The following is a 16,548-nucleotide window of genomic DNA, read 5'->3' as shown; positions in this document are numbered from 1 at the left end:
CGGGTGCACGGAGGGCGCAAACTGCAAGATCGCGGGACCGGTCGCGGCCGCTTCGCTCCCGTCCAGCGCACCGCCCTGCCCGCTCGCGTCGATCATGAACTTGGCGGCACTTGGTGTCCGGTTTGTCACCGCTAACCTCATGATCAACCCGGTGTGGGGGCCTGGTGAAGGCTTGTTGGGCCTTGGAGTTGTGGTGCCCGGGATGCCCGGCTTGACGCCCTTCGTGAGGTGCCACAACTCCAAGATCGCGGTGATCAAGGAGTTAGTGGGCTCGTGGGTGCCGGAAAGGGCCGCAAACTCCTTGATCAACAGGGCGTGGAGCGAGGCGGCCGGGCCGGGGCGCGGTGGGGGTTTGGCGTGTGTGGGCGGGGTGTCGGGTTCGGGGGTGGTGGGCGGCACTTTGGTGGCGGAATCGTGGGCGGGCCGGTGGCGTTGTAACCGGGTGAACGACCGAGCAAGGCCGCGCCCCCGAGCGCGTCGGCTGTGGGGACAGACCTCAGGCCGTTGAGTACGTGCGGCGGCGTGAGCCGCGGGGAATCATCCCGCTCGGCTGGTCGTTGAACACGGTTCCGACGACGTGAGCCCCGCGCCGCACCCCCGACAGCGTGAGCTGGCCCGGGAATGATGCCGGGCCGACAGTCGTTGGACATCCTTCCGGCGCCGCGTAGAGGCCCCCGCCCCGCGAGCAGCCGGGATCCCCCTTGAGACTTTCTTGAGCGCCTGACGGTGCCCACGCACCCCCGGTCCCCCCGGGGGGTGTGTCGACCCCCGAATGGAGCCCCCATCATGAACACGATTCTGCGTAAGAGCGTTCTGGGTATTGCTGGTCTGGCTTTCACCGGTGGCGTGTTCGCCGGCCCGGTCGCCGCCCACGCGGCCGACACCGCCCACGCGGTCAAGCCGGTCACCGCCACCGTGCAGTCCGACAAGCTGATCCCGCACGGCGTGCAGGGCGACCAGTCCCGCATCGACCTCAATGACGAGCAGACCAGGAACGTGAAGGCGATCATCGCGGCGACGAAGAAGGCCGGCATGGACGAGCGTGCCGCGGTCGTGTCGATCGCGACCGCGTTGCAGGAGTCGAAGCTGGAGAACCTCGGCCACCTCGGTGACCGTAACGACCACGACTCGCAGGGCCTGTTCCAGCAGCGCCCCTCCAGCGGTTGGGGCACGGTCGAGCAGATCACCGACCCCGAGTACTCCACCACCGCGTTCCTGAAGGGCCTCAAGCAGGTCGACGGCTGGCAGGACATGCCGCTGACCAAGGCCGCCCAGACCGTCCAGGTGTCCGCGTACCCGGACCACTACGCCCAGTGGGAGCAGCAGGCCGCCGACCTCGTCGCCGAGCACTGGAACAAGTAAGAGATACGAAGGCCGGCACCCCGAGACGGGGTGCCGGCCTTCACTCGCTTGCGGGGTGCGGGGCGATCTGACCCTGGCGCTGCCGGGCGGCGCACAGCTCGGCCAGCTTCGCGTACGCGGGCGCGCCGATCAGCGCGGTCAGCTCCGGCCCGTACGAGACGTACATCGGCTCGGCGCCGACGTGCGCGTCGGTCGAGGAGGTGCACCACCAGTCGAGGTCGTGCCCGCCCGCGCCCCAGCCGCGCCTGTCGAACTCGGCCAGCGTGGAGATCAGCACCTTCGTGTTGTCCGGCCGCTTGTGCCATTCCTGGTCGCGGCGTACCGGCAGTTGCCAGCACACGTCCGGCTTGTACTCCAGCGGGTGCACCCCGTCGCGCAGCGCCTGGGCGTGCAGCGCGCAGCCGCCTCCGCCGGCGAAGTCGGCGTCGTTGAGGAACACGCACGGGGCGTCCACGTCGCGGGTGGCGGTACGCCGGGCCGGCGTCTTGCCGTCGACCGTGTCGTTCTCGGTCCAGTTCTTGAACCCGCGCCGGAAGTGCTGCCACGTCTCCGGCGTCAGCCGCTTGACCGCTGCCCGGACCCGCTTCTCGTCGTCGGAGTCGGTGAAGAACGCGCCGTGCGAGCAGCACCCGTCGGCGGCCCGTCCGGCGATGATGCCGTGGCAGCCCTGCCCGAAGATGCACGTCCAGCGGGAGAGCAGCCAGGTCAGGTCGGCGCGGACGACGTGCTTCGGGTCGGCCGGGTCGACGAACTCGATCCACTCCCGGGGAAAGTCCAGCCCGACCTCGCGGCTGCGCGGGTCCTCGGGGTCGTCCACCAGCACGTGAAGCTCGATCTGCCCTGTCACTCGGACCAGCGTACGCGCGGTGACCCCGCCCGGCCGCCGAGCCGACGAAACGTGTTGGCCCTAGGGTCTTTCCCATGCGACTGGGTGTCCTCGACGTCGGTTCCAACACGGTGCATCTGCTGGTGGTCGACGCCCACCACGGCGCGCATCCCTGGCCGGCGCACTCGGAGAAGGTGGTGCTGCGGCTGGCCGAGCAGATCGGTCCGGACGGCGCGCTCACCGTCGGCGGCGCGGACGGCCTGGTCAAGGCGGTCGGCATGGCCCGGGCGGCGGCGGACGGGCTGGGCGCCGAGGATCTGCTGGCGTTCGCCACGAGCGCTGTTCGCGACGCCACGAACGCCGCCGACGTGCTGGCCCGCGTCCGCGACGAGACGGGCGTACGCCTGGAGGTGCTCTCCGGGGCGGACGAGGCGCGGATGACGTTCCTCGCGGTGCGGCGGTGGTTCGGCTGGTCCGCCGGGCGGCTGCTGGCGATGGACATCGGCGGCGGCTCGCTGGAGCTGGCGGCCGGCATCGACGAGCACCCGGACGTGGCGATCTCGCTGCCGCTCGGCGCGGGCCGGCTGAGCCGGGAGCGGCTGGCGGTCGACCCGGCCGGCACGGCGCCGCCGTCGGCCGAGGCCGTGGAGGAACTGCGGGCGTACGTGGACGCGCAGCTCGACCCGGTGGTGGAGCAGTTGACGGCGGTGGGCTGGGAGCGTCCGGTCGCCACCTCGAAGACGTTCCGCACGCTGGCCCGGCTGGCCGGCGCGGCTCCCTCCGGTGCGGGCCTGTGGGCGCGGCGCAGCCTGACCCGTACCGGCCTGCGGCAGGTGCTGGGGTTCATCCGGCACATCCCGCCGGCCCAGTTGCCCGAGCTGGAGGGGGTGAGCGCGCAGCGGGCGCACCAGTTGCTCGCGGGCGCGGTGGTGGCCGAGGCGGTGATGCGGCGGCTCGGTGTGGACGGCGTGGACATCTGCCCGTGGGCGCTGCGCGAGGGCGTCATCCTGCGTCGGCTGGATCAGCTCGCGCCGATGTGACCGTACGAGCGCTCTGGGTTGCTTTGCGGTTGCTCGTCCCGATGCTCGCTGGCGGTTGGAGCTACCCTCGGAGGCGTGACCTACCGCGTTCCGGTACTCCTGTCCACGTCCTCGGTCTTCCCCGAACGGACCGCGGCGGCGTTCCAGCTCGCCGCCGAACTCGGCTACGACGGCATCGAGGTGATGGTCTGGACCGACCCGGTCAGCCAGGACGCGGGCGCGCTGCGCGGCCTCGCCGAGCACTACGGCGTCCCGGTGCTGTCGGTGCACGCCCCCTGCCTGCTGGTCACCCAGCGGGTGTGGAGCCCCGACCCGTGGGAGCGGCTGCGCAAGGCCGCCGAGCTGGCCGAGACGCTGGAGGCGCCGACCGTCGTGGTGCACCCGCCGTTCACCTGGCAGCGTGACTACGCGCGTACCTTCGCCGACGGGCTCGACACGATCGCCGGGCAGTTCGGCGGCCTGCACTTCGGGGTGGAGAACATGTACCCGGTGCGGATGGCGGGGCGGCAGTTCGTCCCGTACGCGCCGGGCTGGGACCCGACCGAGATCGGGTACGCCTCGTACACGCTCGACCTGTCGCACTGCGCTGCGTCGCACACCGACGCGATGGCGATGGCCGACCGGATGGGTTCCGGCCTGGCGCACGTGCACCTGGGCGACGGCACCGGCGAGGGGCGTGACGAGCACCTGGTGCCCGGTCGCGGCGGGCAGCCCTGCGCGGAGATGCTCCGCTCGCTCGCCGGCCGAGGGTTCAGCGGCACGGTGGCGGTAGAGGTGACCACCCGGGGCGCGAAGAGCCGGGCGGTCCGGGAGGCGGACCTGCGTGAGTCGCTGGAGTTCGCCCGGGCGAACCTGACCGCCGCCTCGCCGGTCGACGCCTGACCGGGGCGCGCCGCCCCGGAGGTCAGCTCACCGGGGACAGCGGCTGCGCGGGGACGGCCTGCTCGCCGACCGCGGCCCGCTTGCGGGCCCGATGCGCCGCCACGTGGGAGCGGGTGGCGCAGCGCTCGGAGCAGAACCGCCGGCAGCAGTTGGACGAGGTGTCCAGGTAGACGTTGCCGCAGCGGTCGTCGGCGCAGACGCCGAAGCGGGCGCTGCCGTACTCGCAGAGCCACACCGACAGGCCCCAGACCGCCCCGGCCAGGTATTCGGAGGAGACCGACGCGCCCCGGCTGGTCACGTGCATGTGCCAGTCGGAGGAGTCGTGGCCGGAGATGCGCGGCTGCACCGGGAACGCCTCCAGCAGCGCGTTCAGCTCCGCCACCGCTTCGTTGTCCCGGCCCGAGGTGCCGTACTCGAAGACGTCCCGGAGTCGCTTCTGCGCCCGCCGGAAGATCGCCAGGTCCCGTTCCGCGACTTCGTCGCGCATCCAGCCCTGCTCGTCCGAGAAGACAGCCCGTAGGCCGTCCAGGTCGTCCAGCCGGGCGTTGACGAGCTCGACCCCGGTCCGGGCGTACGCGTCGAAGTTCACGACACCAACGGTAGACGACTCACGGCAGACGCGGTGCGTCGATGTAGTGGGGCAGGAACCGCGCGTAACCGTCAGTGATGAGGCTCTCGCTCTCCCGTACGCCGGCGCCGGCTGACTCGCCGTCCACGATCCAGCTGCCGAGCACCGTCCGGTTGCCCTCGAACTCGGGCAACGCGCGGAACTCCTGGAAGCAGAAGCCCTCGTCGCCGTAGATCCCCGGGTTGGTGATCTCGGTGTCGCCGGTCACGATGCGTACCGAACCGCCTTCGCGGCCGAGCAGCGGCTTGGCCACGTACTCGGTCATGCCGCGCGGTGAGTCCAGGTACGCGGGCAGCAGGTAGTCGTGCCCCGGGTACAGCTCCCAGAGCACCGCCAGCAGCGCCTTGTTCGACAGCAGCAGCTTCCAGGCCGGCTCGATCCAGGTGGTGGGCGTGCCCGGGTCGAGCGCGGGCCGCCCGTACGGTTCGGCCAGCATCCACTCCCAGGGGTAGAGCTTGAAGCAGGTGGTGATGGGGCGGTCGTCGGCGTCGACGAAGCGCCGCCCGTCCCAGCCGACCTGCTGGATCGGCATGAGCGTCACGTCCAGCCCGGCTTGGCGGGCCGTCTCGGCCAGGTAGCCGGCGGTGATCTGGTCCTCGCCCGACTCCTCTTCCTCGGACCAGAGCACGTGCGTCCGGCGCTCGTGCAGCCCGGCGCCGATCTTGGCCCACGCGCCGACCAGCCGTTCGTGCAGGCTGTTCCACTGGTCCGCGTCCGGGCGGGTGTGTTCCAGCCAGTACCACTGCACGATGCTCGCCTCGACCAGCGCGGTCGGGGTGTCGGCGTTGTACTCCAGCATCTTCGGCGGGCCGCTGCCGTCGTACCAGAGGTCGAACCGGCCGTACAGCGTCGGCGGGCTCTCCCGCAGCGAGCGGGCGACCGCCTCGGCGGCCCATTCGGGGATGCCGAACTCGGCGTACCGGTTGCGGGCCACCACGTGCTCGGCGGCGGCCACCGACATCCGGTGCAGCTCCTCCGTCGCCTCCTCCAGGCGGAGCACCTCGTCGAGCGTGAACGAGTACGCGGCCGTCTCGTCCCAGTACGACATGACGTTGCCGTCGGGCAGTTCGGTGTCGACGTACACCAGGCCCTGGGCCCGGATGGTCTCGTCCCAGCCGGGGCGCGGCGTGCTGGCCTCGCGGCGCACGTCAGCCGCCGCAGGAGGCGAGGTGGCTGCCGAAGCCGCCGCGCTCGGGCAGCGCGGCGGTCGTCGGGGCCGGCTCGCCGCGCGCGGCGGTGGCGGTCGCCGGCACACGCAGGGCGACCGCGACGGTGTCGCCGCCCCCGCCGGCCGGTCCGAGCGCGCAGTCGTCATCGTCGTCGTCGTAGCCGTTGTTGCAGCCGGAGAGCGCGAGGGCGAGCGCGGTCAGCGCGCCGAGCTGCACGGAGGCCGAGCGGAGCCGCCGCCGGGGGTGTCGTCGATCCACGTGAACGTTGTAGCCGATCGACGCCAGCCGGGGGTGCCCGCCCCGGGTCCGCGCGCCGACCCGAGCGGGCCTCGGACGCGCCCGGCGGAGGGCCGGTGATGAGCGTTACGCTCGGCTCATGCTCCGTTCCGTCATCCTCGCCGCCTCCCGGTCTTCCCAGGTGGAGCGGCTCGTCGCGACGGCCCCGTTCACCCGGGACGTCGTCCGCCGGTTCGTCGCCGGCGCCGCCACCGACGACGCGCTGCGCGCCACCCGCGAGCTGGTCGCCGACGGCCAAGCGGTCACCCTCGACTACCTGGGCGAGGACACCACCACCCCGGAGCAGGCGAACGCCACCCGGGACGAGTACCTCACGCTGCTGAGCCGGCTCGGCGCCGCCGGGCTCACCCCGGCTGCCGAGGTCAGCGTGAAGCTGTCCGCGCTGGGCCAGATGTTCGACGAGCAGCTCGCGTACGACAACGCGCGGGCGATCTGCGCGGCGGCCGACGCGGCGGGCACCACTGTCACGCTGGACATGGAGGACCACACCACCACCGACTCGACGCTGGACATCCTGGCGAAGCTGCGCAAGGACCACCCGTCGACCGGGGCGGTGCTCCAGGCGTACCTGCGGCGGACCGAGTCGGACTGCCGGGAGCTGGCCTCCGCCGGGTCGCGGGTGCGGCTGTGCAAGGGCGCGTACAAGGAGCCGGAGTCGGTGGCGTACCAGTCGGCCCGCGAGGTGGACAAGTCGTACGTGCGCTGCATGAACGTGCTGATGTCCGGCGACGGCTACCCGATGCTCGCCACGCACGACCCGCGGCTGATCGCGATCGGCGAGGACCGCGCCCGCTGGTTCGACCGTGACCCGGCCCGGTTCGAGTTCCAGATGCTCTACGGCATCCGGCCGGAGGAGCAGCAGCGCCTGGTCGGCGAGGGCTACACGGTGCGGACCTACGTCCCCTACGGCGACCAGTGGTACGGCTACCTGATGCGCCGGCTCGCGGAGCGCCCGGCGAACCTGGCGTTCTTCGGCCGTGCGGTGCTGTCGAAGAAGTGAGTCAGTCGTTCGACCAGGCCCGGGTGCACAGCACGAGGCGGTAGCCGTCCGGGTCGGCGAACGTGACACCCCACCTGTCCCAGTACGGGCCGGCGGAGACCCTGGTCCCGCCGGCCCGTTCGATTCTCGGGACCAGTTCGTCGTCGGGTGGTCCGTCGAGGTAGAGCACGAAGAGGTCCTCGCCGGTGGGGCGCGGCTCGACCGCGAGCGTCGAGCCGCCGACCAGCTCCAGGTGCCAGCCGGCCCCGGGCAGGCCGAGCATCACCAGGTCGCGGCTCGGGCGGGCGAGGCGTACGTGGGTGTCGGCGGTGATCGGCATGTGCGGGATCGTGCGACCTCATCCCGGGTTGAGGTCAAGCTTGACGCGGTCTGGCTAACAGCATTAGCTTTAAGGCTATGACAGTTAGCCAGGTGGCGCGGGACGGCGGCACTATCGCGTACGAGGTGCACGGCTCGGGCCCGCTCGTGGTGCTCGCGCACGGCATGGGCGAGAACCGGGCCGCCTTCCGGCACCTGACGCCCCGGCTCGTCGCGGCCGGCTACCGGGTGGCAGCTGTCGACGTACGCGGGCACGGCGACTCCAGCCCGCGCTGGCCCACGTACGCCCCGGAGCACGTCGGCGGCGATCTGCTCGCCGTGGTGCGGGCGCTCGGCGGAGGCCCGGCCACCCTGGTCGGCAGCTCCTCCAGCGGCGCGGCAGTGGTCTTCGCCGCGGCCGAGGCGCCGGAACTGGTCAGCGGCATCGTGCAGATCGGCGCGTTCGTCGGCACGCCGAAGCCGAACCCGCTGATGCGGGCCGCGCAAGCCGTCGTGCTGCGCAGCCCTCGCCTGTTCGGCCTGTTCCACCGCACACTGTTCCCCTGCGCGCGCCCGGCGGACGACGCCGCGTACCGCAAGGAGCTGGTCGCCAAGCTGCGCGGCCGGATGGCCGCCGTGCGCGGCGTGGTCGCGCCGGCCGACCCGCACTGGACCGCGCGGGCCCGCGACGTGAACCGGCCGGTGCTCGTGCTGATGGGCACCAAGGACCCGGACTTCCCCGACCCCGGCGCGGAGGCGCGGGCCGCGCGCCGGCAGTTCGCCGTCGCCGAGGCGCGCATGATCGCCGACTCCGGCCACTACCCGCACGCCGACCAGCCCGACGCCACCGCCGCCGACCTGGTCGAGTTCCTGGCGGTGACCGCGCGTGCCTAGGGCCGGCCTGACCCCGGCCACAGTCGTGCGGGAGGCGGCCGTGCTCGCCGACGAGGTCGGCTACGAGAAGCTGACGCTGGCCGCGCTCGCCGCCCGGCTCGGCGTCGCGCTGCCCAGCCTCTACAAGCACGTGCGCGGCGTGGACGCGCTGCACCAGCAGCTCGCCGTGCTCGCCACCGCCGAGATCGCCGACGTGCTCACCACCGCCGCCGCGGGCCGGGCCGGCGGCGACGCGTTGCGCGCCGTCGCCGCCGCCTACCGGGCGTACGCGCGGCAGCACCCCGGCCGCTACCCGGCCGCCCAGCGGGCGCCCGACCCGGCCGACGCCGAACACCTCGCCGCCGGTGAGCGCGCGGTCGGCGCGATCCGGGCGATCCTGCTCGGGTACGGCCTCGACGGCGACGACGCGATCGACGCGATCCGGATGTTCCGGGCCGCCGTACACGGCTTCGTCGCGCTGGAGGCGGCCGGCGGATTCGGGTTGCCCCGCGACACCGACCGTTCCTTCGACCAGCTGATCGCGGGCCTGGACCGCGCCTACCGTTCCTGGGGAGACCGATGACCGCGCTGCTGCTGGGCGTGATCTTCCTGTTGGAGCTGGCCCTGCTGGGCTCGGCCGGGTACTGGGGCTTCACGCTCGACGCCGGCTGGCCGCTGCGCCTGCTGGCCGGGCTCGGCGCGCCGCTGGTGATCGCCGTGGCGTGGGGACTGTTCTGCTCACCGCGCGCCGCCGTGACGCTGCCCGACCCGGCCAAGCTCGCCGTCCAGGCCGCCTGCTTCCTCACCGGCGGCGTGCTGCTCGCCCTGGCCGGTCATGCCGTGCCCGGCGTGGCCCTGGTGGCCCTCTGGGCAGCCGACAAGGCCACGCTGACGCTGACCGGCACCCCGATCTGAGAGATCTTGGAAGAATTCGGTCCCTCTGGGGGCCCTTTCCTTCCAAGATCTCGGAGCGCGGCGGAACAGCGGCGGGACTCTTTCCCGGAACGCCCGATTGGTCGTACCCTTCGCCGGTGACCGACGGCGACGAGCAGCCTCCCGGCCGGACGACGGACGGCGACGAGCATCGTCCCGCCGTCGATGCCGTCGATGCCGTCGATGCCGTCGACAAGGCGAGCGCCGCCGACGCGGTCGCGGCCAACCTCAGCGCCAACGCCGGCGCTGACGACACCCGCGCCGAGACCGCCCGCGCGGCTGACGCCGGCGCCGACAGCGCCGAGGTGGACGCCGCCGTTGACACCATGGCACCGGCACCGGCGTCGTTGCCGCACCCCGTCGCGGTACCCGCGCCGTACCCCGTACCAATGGCGCACGTGGGCGAGCCGACGCGGGCGGTGCGGAAACGGCGGCGCTGGCCGCTCTGGACCGCGCTCGGACTCGCGCTCGGCCTGGTGGCGGGCGCGGTGCCCGGCGTGCTCCTGCGCGGGCCCGCGCCGGACGCGGCCGGACGGTCGGCCGCGAAGGGCGACCCGGGCACGGCGGTGCAGCGGCGGCTCGGCGAGCGGATGCTCGCGCTGCTGGACCGGCAGGCCACCGCGCTCGTCGGCGCCGACCGGGCCGGCTTCCTCGCGATCGCCGAACCGGCGGCGCGGCCGGCCCTGAGCCGGCGGTACGCGGCGCTGCGGGCGCTGCGCGTCACCGTGTGGCGGCCGGCCGCCGACGGGGTGCCGGAGGCGGCCGACGGGCAGCCCGGACAGTGGCGGCAGACGATCACAGTGGGGTACTGCTTCGTGGCGCCGGACTGCGCGCCGAGCACTGTGGAGCTGGACGCGCGCTGGCGGCTGGTGGGGGAGGAGCCCCGGCTGACCGCGCTGGAACCGTCCGGCACGGACCCGGCCGGCGTCCGGCCGTGGCAGGCGAACGACCTGGCCGTGACGGTCGGGAAGCGGGTGGTGGTGGCCACCACCACCGCGCAGCGGAGCAAGCTGCCCGGCCTGCTCGCCCAGGCCGAGGCGGCCGCCCGGGTCGCGGACCGGTACGCGGTCGGCGACGCGCGGCCGGACCGGTATCTCGTCTACTACGCCGGGAAGACCGAGTGGCGGCGCTGGTACGGCGGCGGCCGGCCGAAGTGGACCGCCGGGTACGCGGTGGGCGTCGGCGGTGGACGCCACGACGTCGTGCTCAACGCCCAGACCGTCACCCCGGACGGCGTCGACGACCTGCTGCGGCACGAACTCACCCACGCCGCCTCGCTGCCCGACCGGGGGTACGCCGACCGCGCGGACTGGTGGCTGGTGGAGGGGCTGGCCGAGTACGCCGGTGCGGACGGCCAGCCGGTCCACCGCTACGAGGGACTGACCGAGGTGCGCGATCTGCTGCGCGGCGGCTGGTCCGGGCGGCTGGAGGCGGTGGCGCCGGAGGCGGACGCGAGCGACAGCCGGGTCGGCGGCGCCTACGGCGTCGGCTACCTGGCCGTGCGGCACCTGGTCGACCGCTACGGCGAGCAGCGGATGCTCGACTTCTACCGGGCCGTGGTGCACGAGCGGCGGTCACCGGCGCAGGCCGCCGACGAGGTGCTCGGCGACCCGTGGTCGATGCTGCACGACGAGTGCGTCGCGTACGTGCGGGCCGTCGTCGGCTGACACGTCGACGCCTGTCGACGGGGTCGTAGCATGGGCCGGGTGGCCCGCACTCCCTCGCCGCGGCTGCCCGCGGCCCGCCGCCCCCGTCTCGTCACCGCGCTGCTCGCCGTCGTCGCCCTGACCGGCACGACCGCCGCCTCCTGCGGCGACGACGCCCCGGCGGTGACTGTCGCCGAGGTGGGCCGCGCCCCGGTCAGCGAGGTGATCGACGCGCCGGCCACAGTGACCGCACGGGCCGCAGCCACGCTCACCGCGCCCGCCGACGGCACGCTCGCCAGCCTGCGGGTCGCCCCCGGCGCGCGGGTCAGCCGCGGGCAGGTGCTCGCGGTGATCGACTCGCCGTCGGCCCGGGAGCGCCTGGCGCAGGCCCGGGAGGCGCTGCGCGCGGCGAAGCGGGCCGGCCGGGGCACCGGCACCGGTGACCTGGGCGGCAGCCGGCGGGGCACCGACCGGGCCGCCGACGAGGCGTTCGCCGCCGCCCGCGCCGCCGCCGGCAAGGTCGGCGACCCGCAGGTACGCGCCGCGCTGCTGCTCCAGGTCTCCTCGGCGCAGCGACAGTACGAGTCGGCCGCCCGCGCCGCCGACCGGGCCGTCGCCCAGGTGCAGCGCGGGGTCGCCGGGCTGAACAGCGCCGTCGGCGCGCTGTCGGCCGCGCAGCGACTCCAGGCCCAGCAGGCGTACGACCTGGCGAAGGCGACAGTGGACGCGTTGACGCTGCGCGCGCCGATCTCCGGTGTGGTGCAGCCGGGCGGCACCCGGGCGGCGCCGGCCGACCTGGCCGGGCTGCTCGGTGCGGCCGGTGGCTCTGCGGTGCCCGGTCTCGACCCGTCGGCGTTCGGCGCGGGCGGGCAGGGCGGACCGCCGCCCGGCGTGGACGACGCGATCCCGGCCGGTGGCCGGGTCACCGCCGGCACGCCGGTGCTCACTGTGGTGGACACCGGCCGGCTCGGCCTGCTCGCCGAGGTGGACGAGACGGACGTGCTGCTGGTGCGGGCGGGGGTGCCCGCCTCGGTCGAGCTGGACGCGGTGACCGGCGCGACGTACGACGCCACTGTGCGGTCGGTCGACGTGCTGCCGACCAGTTCGGCGCGGGGTGGCGTCACCTACCGGGTCCGGCTCGACCTCGGTGCCGGACGGATGGGTGAGGCCGAGGCCGCCCCGGCACCCCGCCCCGGCATGAACGCGGTGGTACGGCTGCGGGTGCGCGAGGCAGCCGACGCGGTGGCGGTGCCGGCGTCGGCGGTCTTCTCCGCCGACGGGCGGGACGCGGTCTGGGTGCTGCGGAACGGTCGCGCCGACCGGGTGCCGGTGACGGTGGGCGTGCAGGGGCAGGACCTGGTGCAGATCGTCGACGGCGTACGGGCCGGCGACCGGGTGGTGGTACGCGGCGCCGACCAGGTCCGCGACGGCCAGGAACTCCCGTGACCGAACCGGCGATCGAGGCGGTCGACGTCTGGCGCACGTACGAGTTGGACGGCGTCTCGGTGTCCGCGCTGCGCGGGGTGTCGCTCACCATCGACCAGGGCGAGTACGTGGCGGTGATCGGCCCGTCCGGCTCGGGCAAGTCGACGCTGATGCACCTGCTCGGCGGGCTGGACCGGCCCAGCGGCGGCCGGCTGGTGATCGGCGGCCGGGACGTCACCACGCTCACCGCCCCGGAGCTGGCGACGCTGCGCAACGAGACGATCGGCTTCGTGTTCCAGGCGTTCCACCTGCTGGCTCGTACGTCGGCGGTGGACAACGTGGCGCTGCCGCTTGTCTACCGGGGCGTCGGGGCGCGGCAGCGGCGGGAGCGGGCGGCGGCGATGCTGGGCCGGGTCGGTCTCGGCCACCGGCTGCACCACCGGCCCAACCAGCTCTCCGGCGGCGAGCAGCAGCGGGTGGCGATCGCCCGCGCGCTGGTCACCGAACCGGCGGTGCTGCTCGCCGACGAGCCGACCGGCAATCTGGACAGTGCCACCGGCGAGGCGGTGCTGGAGCTGCTGGAACAGCTGAACGCCGAGTCCGGGGTGGCGCTGGTGATGGTGACCCACGACCAGGAGGTGGCCGCCCGGGCGCGCCGGCGGATCGCGGTGCGGGACGGCCTGATCCGCTCGGACAGCGCTCATGATCGACCGCCGTCGGACGGCTCCGGCGTACCTGCGACACTGGACCCCGCTCCCAGCGCGGAGCCCCGGTCCGTGTCCGGAAGCGGCCCGGGGCACCCGCCCGGTGGCTCCGGTGGCGCCGCCGGTGCCACCGGGCGCCTTCCGCGGCCCGGGGAGCGCCCTCGCGCCGAGCAGCGCCTTCCGCGGTCCGGCGGGGACGCGGGATGAGGCTGGCCGAGGCGTGGCGGGTGGCGTGGGACGCGCTGCGGGCCAACCGGCTGCGCAGCGTGCTGACCATGCTCGGGGTGATCATCGGGGTGGCCTCGGTGGTGATCCTGGTGGCCATCGGCACCGGCACCAAACAGCAGGTCGAGCAGCAGGTCGAGGGGCTCGGCTCGAACCTGCTGCTGGTGGTGCCGGGCCGGATCGAGGTGGGCAACGCGCCGGTGGTCTCGCCGCTGGACCTCAGCGACGCCGACGCCGTCTCCCGGGTGGTCGGCGACCCCGGCCGGGTCGCGGTGACAGTGGCCTCCGGCGCGACCGCCCGGGCCGGCAACCGGTCCGACTTCACCACCGTGCAGGGGGTGCTGGAGACCACCCCGTCGGTGTTCACCAGGTCGCTGTCGCGGGGCCGCTACCTGACCGGGGCGGACGTCGACACCAGCCGCCGGGTGGCGGTGCTCGGCGACTCGGTGGCCCGGGCGCTGTTTCCCGACCGGGACCCGCTCGGTCAGCAGGTCACGCTGGCCGGCGTGCGGTTCCGGGTGATCGGCGTCTTCGCGCCGCTCGGGCAGAGCCTCGGCGTGGACCGGGACGACGAGGTGCACGTACCGGTGACGGCGGCGCAACGGCTGTGGGGCACCCAGCGCATCGACGGCATCGCGGTGAAGGCGCCGGACCGGGAGCGGATCGACGAACTCGGCGAGCGGATCGTCGCGGAGCTGTCCCGCCGGCACCCGGACACCGAGTTCAGCGCCGTCACCCAGCGGCAGATCCTCGGCGTGCTCGGCGACATCCTGGGCGTGCTCACCGGTGTGCTGGCCGCCATCGCGGGCATCTCGCTGCTGGTGGGCGGCGTCGGCGTGTCCAACATCATGCTGGTCTCGGTACGCGAGCGGACCCGCGAGATCGGCCTGCGCAAGGCGGTCGGCGCGCGTCCCCGGGACATCGGCGTGCAGTTCCTGCTGGAGGCGGTGCTGCTCACCTCGGTGGGCGGCCTGACCGGGATGGCGCTGGGCGTGGGCACCGCGCTGCTCGTCGACGCGCTCTCGCCGATCCCGGCGGCGATCACCTGGTGGTCGCTGGCGCTGGCGTTCGGCGTCTCCGCGGCGGTCGGCATCGTCTTCGGTGTGGTGCCGGCGCAGCGGGCCGGCCGGCTCGACCCGGTGGTGGCGCTGCGCGCCGAGTAGGCGTTACGGACGAGACACCCGTCCGGGCGAAAAACCCCTGGTGGACATCGGGTGAACGGCTGTCCCGCCATGATCAAAGGGTGGAAGGGATCGCGCAGGTCACAGCCGTCCCGCTACCGTACTGGTTACACGCGCGTCGCTCGTCGAGGCGGGAGCACCTGCCCGGTGACACGCGCCGGGCACGGGAATGGGTCGGTGAGCCATGGCCGGGTCGCAGTCCGACGCACGGCTGTCGGATGTCAGGTTCCTGACCGTCGCCGAGGTGGCGACGGTCATGCGGGTCTCCAAGATGACTGTCTATCGTCTCGTGCACAGCGGTGAGCTGACCGCGGTGCGGGTCGGCCGCTCGTTCCGGGTGCCCGAGCACGCCGTGCACGAATACCTCCGGGGCGCCTTCCAGGAGTCCGCCTGAGCACTCGGCGGGCCGGTCCGCCGAGTGCGACGAAAAGGGGCATCGACGGGGGCGCGTTGGTCCTGCTGACGCACTCCGGTTAGGCTGGACCACGACCGTGATCGCCCTCTGGTGTGCCCTGCCCACCACGCTGGTCCGGTCCGTTGTCCGCAAGCGGTCAAGACGCCACCGGCGGTGGTGTCTTCCGGTCCGCCCCGAACGTTGCATCGAAAGGCTGTCGTATGGGCTCGGTGGTCAAGAAGCGCCGCAAGCGCATGGCTAAGAAGAAGCACCGCAAGCTGCTGCGCAAGACCCGCGTCCAGCGTCGCCGTCTCGGCAAGTGACCGGTGCCGGGCACTGGCCCGGCACCCGGCACCACTTGCCAACTGTCGACCCTCGGAGGCTCAGGTGATCAGGCCGTGGACGTCCCGGCTCGATCCCGCCTGCCGCGCAAGGCGCACGACATGACCCCCGGTGACACCTCCGGTGCCCCGGGGGTCGTCGTCGTGACCGGGGTCGGTCGCTGGCTCGGCGCGCACGTCGCCGCGCGGCTCGCCGCCGACCCGCGGATCGAGCGGGTCATCGGGGTCGATCCGGCGCCGCCCAACCCCGAGCTGGCCGACCTGCTCACCGACGTGGAACGGGTCCGTCTCGACCTCGACTCGCTCGGCGGTCTCCTGGCCGACCTCGACGTCGACGCCGTGGTGCACCTCGCGCTCGTCACCTCCCCCGACCCGCAGCAGGGCGGCCGGTCGGCGATGAAGGAACAGAACGTCATCGGCACGATGCAGATGCTCGCCGCCGCGCAGCGCGCGCCCCGGCTGCGCAAGCTCGTGGTCCGCTCGTCCACCGCCGCGTACGGGGTGTCGTTCCGCGATCCGGCCGTCTTCACCGAGGAGACCGAGCCGCGCGAGGTGCCGCGCGGCGGTTTCGGCCGCGACATACTCGACATCGAGGGGTACGTCCGCGGGTTCCGCCGCCGCCGGCCCGACGTCACCGCGACCGTGCTGCGCTTCGCGCCGTTCATCGGTTACGCCGCCGACACCACGCTCACGCGCTACTTCTCCCAGCCGGTGGTGCCCACCGTCTTCGGCCGTGACCCGCGCCTGCAGTTCGTGCACTTCGACGACGCGCTGGAGGTGCTGCACCGCTCGGTCGCCGAGGACCACCCGGGCACGTACAACGTCGCCGGGCCGGGCGTGCTGTCGCTGTCGCAGGCGATCCGCCGGGCCGGCCGGGTGGCGGTGCCGGTGCTGGAACCGGGCCTGGCCGGGGTCGCCGCGATCGCCCGTAGCCTGGGCTTCGGCCGGTACGGCCTGGACCAGGTGGACCTGTTCGTGCACGGCCGGGTGGTGGACACCAGCCGGCTGGAGCGGGAGTTCGGCTTCACGCCCCGCTCGACCGCCGCCGCGTTCGAGGACTTCATCCGCGCCCACCACGGCGGCGTCGTGGTGACCCGGGACCAGTTGGCCGCGGCCGAGCGGTTGGTGCTGGAGAGCATCCGGCAGGTCCGCTCGACCGTACGGGAGCGTTCGTGACCAGCCCGGAGGAGCGGCGCGACGCGCGCTACGACGTACCGCTGGACGTGCCCGGGCCGGGCGCGGAGCCGGCACGGCGCAACGGACACCGCCGGGTGACCGCGCCGTCCGCCCGCCCGGCCGCGCCGGTCGAGCCGGACACCTCCGCC

19 protein-coding genes are annotated in these 16,548 nt (G+C 73.7%); 14 read left to right on the top strand and 5 right to left on the bottom strand.

What is annotated here, in order from left to right:
• Positions 1 to 786 precede the first annotated feature (786 nt).
• Entirely contained in the window at positions 787 to 1,362 is a 576-nt protein-coding gene (locus KBX43_RS21645; RefSeq protein ID WP_210886860.1) for a hypothetical protein, read from the top strand.
• A gap of 40 nt (positions 1,363 to 1,402) precedes the next feature.
• Here the strand turns inward: KBX43_RS21645 and KBX43_RS21640 are convergent, their stop codons facing one another.
• Positions 1,403 to 2,209 (bottom strand): hypothetical protein, encoded by an 807-nt coding sequence (locus tag KBX43_RS21640; RefSeq protein ID WP_043328070.1) that lies wholly within the window; start codon positions 2,207 to 2,209, stop codon positions 1,403 to 1,405.
• 74 nt (positions 2,210 to 2,283) lie between these two features.
• Here KBX43_RS21640 and KBX43_RS21635 point away from each other — a divergent pair, with 74 nt between their 5' ends.
• On the top strand, positions 2,284 to 3,228 hold the full coding sequence (locus KBX43_RS21635) for a Ppx/GppA phosphatase family protein (protein WP_043328071.1): 945 nt from the start codon (positions 2,284 to 2,286) through the stop codon (positions 3,226 to 3,228).
• A gap of 75 nt (positions 3,229 to 3,303) precedes the next feature.
• A complete protein-coding gene (locus tag KBX43_RS21630; RefSeq protein WP_064446686.1) occupies positions 3,304 to 4,110 on the top strand; it encodes a sugar phosphate isomerase/epimerase in 807 nt (268 codons plus the stop codon).
• A 22-nt stretch (positions 4,111 to 4,132) separates the two neighbouring features.
• On the opposite strand, the gene KBX43_RS21625 is transcribed toward KBX43_RS21630, so the two are convergent.
• The 3 genes from KBX43_RS21625 to KBX43_RS21615 are packed head-to-tail and all read right to left on the bottom strand — an operon-like array spanning position 4,133 to position 6,165.
• Positions 4,133 to 4,699, bottom strand: coding sequence for a CGNR zinc finger domain-containing protein (locus tag KBX43_RS21625; RefSeq protein WP_018787720.1), 567 nt, complete (start codon positions 4,697 to 4,699; stop codon positions 4,133 to 4,135).
• Between the two features lie 19 nt (positions 4,700 to 4,718).
• Positions 4,719 to 5,885, bottom strand: coding sequence for a glutathionylspermidine synthase family protein (locus KBX43_RS21620; protein ID WP_187692946.1), 1,167 nt, complete (start codon positions 5,883 to 5,885; stop codon positions 4,719 to 4,721).
• A 1-nt stretch (position 5,886) separates the two neighbouring features.
• Complete coding sequence (locus KBX43_RS21615) at positions 5,887 to 6,165, bottom strand: hypothetical protein (RefSeq protein WP_223201299.1); 279 nt, start codon at positions 6,163 to 6,165, stop codon at positions 5,887 to 5,889.
• Between the two features lie 118 nt (positions 6,166 to 6,283).
• Here KBX43_RS21615 and KBX43_RS21610 point away from each other — a divergent pair, with 118 nt between their 5' ends.
• Positions 6,284 to 7,204, top strand: coding sequence for a proline dehydrogenase family protein (locus KBX43_RS21610; protein WP_043328076.1), 921 nt, complete (start codon positions 6,284 to 6,286; stop codon positions 7,202 to 7,204).
• 1 nt (position 7,205) lies between these two features.
• On the opposite strand, the gene KBX43_RS21605 is transcribed toward KBX43_RS21610, so the two are convergent.
• A complete protein-coding gene (locus KBX43_RS21605) occupies positions 7,206 to 7,523 on the bottom strand; it encodes a VOC family protein (RefSeq protein ID WP_210886857.1) in 318 nt (105 codons plus the stop codon).
• 77 nt (positions 7,524 to 7,600) lie between these two features.
• Between KBX43_RS21605 and KBX43_RS21600 the strand changes: the two genes are divergently transcribed.
• From KBX43_RS21600 to KBX43_RS21555, 10 genes are all read left to right on the top strand, one after another.
• Positions 7,601 to 8,395 (top strand): alpha/beta fold hydrolase, encoded by a 795-nt coding sequence (locus KBX43_RS21600; RefSeq protein WP_210886853.1) that lies wholly within the window; start codon positions 7,601 to 7,603, stop codon positions 8,393 to 8,395.
• Positions 8,388 to 8,957: a TetR-like C-terminal domain-containing protein gene (locus KBX43_RS21595; protein ID WP_069087782.1), complete on the top strand. Its 570-nt coding sequence runs from the start codon at positions 8,388 to 8,390 to the stop codon at positions 8,955 to 8,957. Before KBX43_RS21600 ends, KBX43_RS21595 begins: the two co-directional genes overlap by 8 nt.
• The gene (locus tag KBX43_RS21590; RefSeq protein ID WP_210886851.1) at positions 8,954 to 9,289 is read left to right on the top strand and encodes a YrdB family protein; all 336 of its coding nucleotides are present in this window, start codon (positions 8,954 to 8,956) and stop codon (positions 9,287 to 9,289) included. Before KBX43_RS21595 ends, KBX43_RS21590 begins: the two co-directional genes overlap by 4 nt.
• Positions 9,290 to 9,405: 116 nt before the next feature.
• Positions 9,406 to 10,974 (top strand): hypothetical protein, encoded by a 1,569-nt coding sequence (locus KBX43_RS21585; RefSeq protein ID WP_210886848.1) that lies wholly within the window; start codon positions 9,406 to 9,408, stop codon positions 10,972 to 10,974.
• A gap of 30 nt (positions 10,975 to 11,004) precedes the next feature.
• Positions 11,005 to 12,399 (top strand): efflux RND transporter periplasmic adaptor subunit, encoded by a 1,395-nt coding sequence (locus tag KBX43_RS21580; RefSeq protein WP_210886846.1) that lies wholly within the window; start codon positions 11,005 to 11,007, stop codon positions 12,397 to 12,399.
• The gene (locus tag KBX43_RS21575; protein WP_210886843.1) at positions 12,396 to 13,289 is read left to right on the top strand and encodes an ABC transporter ATP-binding protein; all 894 of its coding nucleotides are present in this window, start codon (positions 12,396 to 12,398) and stop codon (positions 13,287 to 13,289) included. Before KBX43_RS21580 ends, KBX43_RS21575 begins: the two co-directional genes overlap by 4 nt.
• Positions 13,286 to 14,470, top strand: a complete 1,185-nt coding sequence (locus tag KBX43_RS21570; RefSeq protein ID WP_064446677.1) for an ABC transporter permease — start codon at positions 13,286 to 13,288, stop codon at positions 14,468 to 14,470. The genes KBX43_RS21575 and KBX43_RS21570 overlap by 4 nt, the downstream gene beginning before the upstream one ends.
• A gap of 202 nt (positions 14,471 to 14,672) precedes the next feature.
• The gene (locus tag KBX43_RS21565) at positions 14,673 to 14,882 is read left to right on the top strand and encodes a helix-turn-helix domain-containing protein (RefSeq protein ID WP_013288759.1); all 210 of its coding nucleotides are present in this window, start codon (positions 14,673 to 14,675) and stop codon (positions 14,880 to 14,882) included.
• 221 nt (positions 14,883 to 15,103) lie between these two features.
• Entirely contained in the window at positions 15,104 to 15,205 is a 102-nt protein-coding gene (locus KBX43_RS21560) for a 30S ribosomal protein bS22 (RefSeq protein ID WP_007465623.1), read from the top strand.
• A 120-nt stretch (positions 15,206 to 15,325) separates the two neighbouring features.
• Complete coding sequence (locus KBX43_RS21555) at positions 15,326 to 16,399, top strand: NAD-dependent epimerase/dehydratase family protein (RefSeq protein WP_064446676.1); 1,074 nt, start codon at positions 15,326 to 15,328, stop codon at positions 16,397 to 16,399.
• Positions 16,400 to 16,548: the final 149 nt, after the last annotated feature.

Source organism: Micromonospora sp. C41, from assembly GCF_018070485.1.
GTDB lineage: Bacteria > Actinomycetota > Actinomycetes > Mycobacteriales > Micromonosporaceae > Micromonospora > Micromonospora chalcea.
The sequence above is the reverse complement of the archived record's forward strand: the minus strand, read 5'-3'. Positions and strand labels throughout refer to the sequence as shown.

Coding starts and splice junctions, on each gene's coding strand:
- KBX43_RS21645 (WP_210886860.1), top strand. CDS start 787: ATGAACACGATTCTGCGTAAGAGCGTTCTGGGTATTGCTGGTCTGGCT.
- KBX43_RS21635 (WP_043328071.1), top strand. CDS start 2,284: ATGCGACTGGGTGTCCTCGACGTCGGTTCCAACACGGTGCATCTGCTG.
- KBX43_RS21610 (WP_043328076.1), top strand. CDS start 6,284: ATGCTCCGTTCCGTCATCCTCGCCGCCTCCCGGTCTTCCCAGGTGGAG.
- KBX43_RS21605 (WP_210886857.1), bottom strand. CDS start 7,523: ATGCCGATCACCGCCGACACCCACGTACGCCTCGCCCGCCCGAGCCGC.
- KBX43_RS21600 (WP_210886853.1), top strand. CDS start 7,601: ATGACAGTTAGCCAGGTGGCGCGGGACGGCGGCACTATCGCGTACGAG.
- KBX43_RS21590 (WP_210886851.1), top strand. CDS start 8,954: ATGACCGCGCTGCTGCTGGGCGTGATCTTCCTGTTGGAGCTGGCCCTG.
- KBX43_RS21580 (WP_210886846.1), top strand. CDS start 11,005: ATGGGCCGGGTGGCCCGCACTCCCTCGCCGCGGCTGCCCGCGGCCCGC.
- KBX43_RS21570 (WP_064446677.1), top strand. CDS start 13,286: ATGAGGCTGGCCGAGGCGTGGCGGGTGGCGTGGGACGCGCTGCGGGCC.
- KBX43_RS21565 (WP_013288759.1), top strand. CDS start 14,673: ATGGCCGGGTCGCAGTCCGACGCACGGCTGTCGGATGTCAGGTTCCTG.
- KBX43_RS21560 (WP_007465623.1), top strand. CDS start 15,104: ATGGGCTCGGTGGTCAAGAAGCGCCGCAAGCGCATGGCTAAGAAGAAG.
- KBX43_RS21555 (WP_064446676.1), top strand. CDS start 15,326: ATGACCCCCGGTGACACCTCCGGTGCCCCGGGGGTCGTCGTCGTGACC.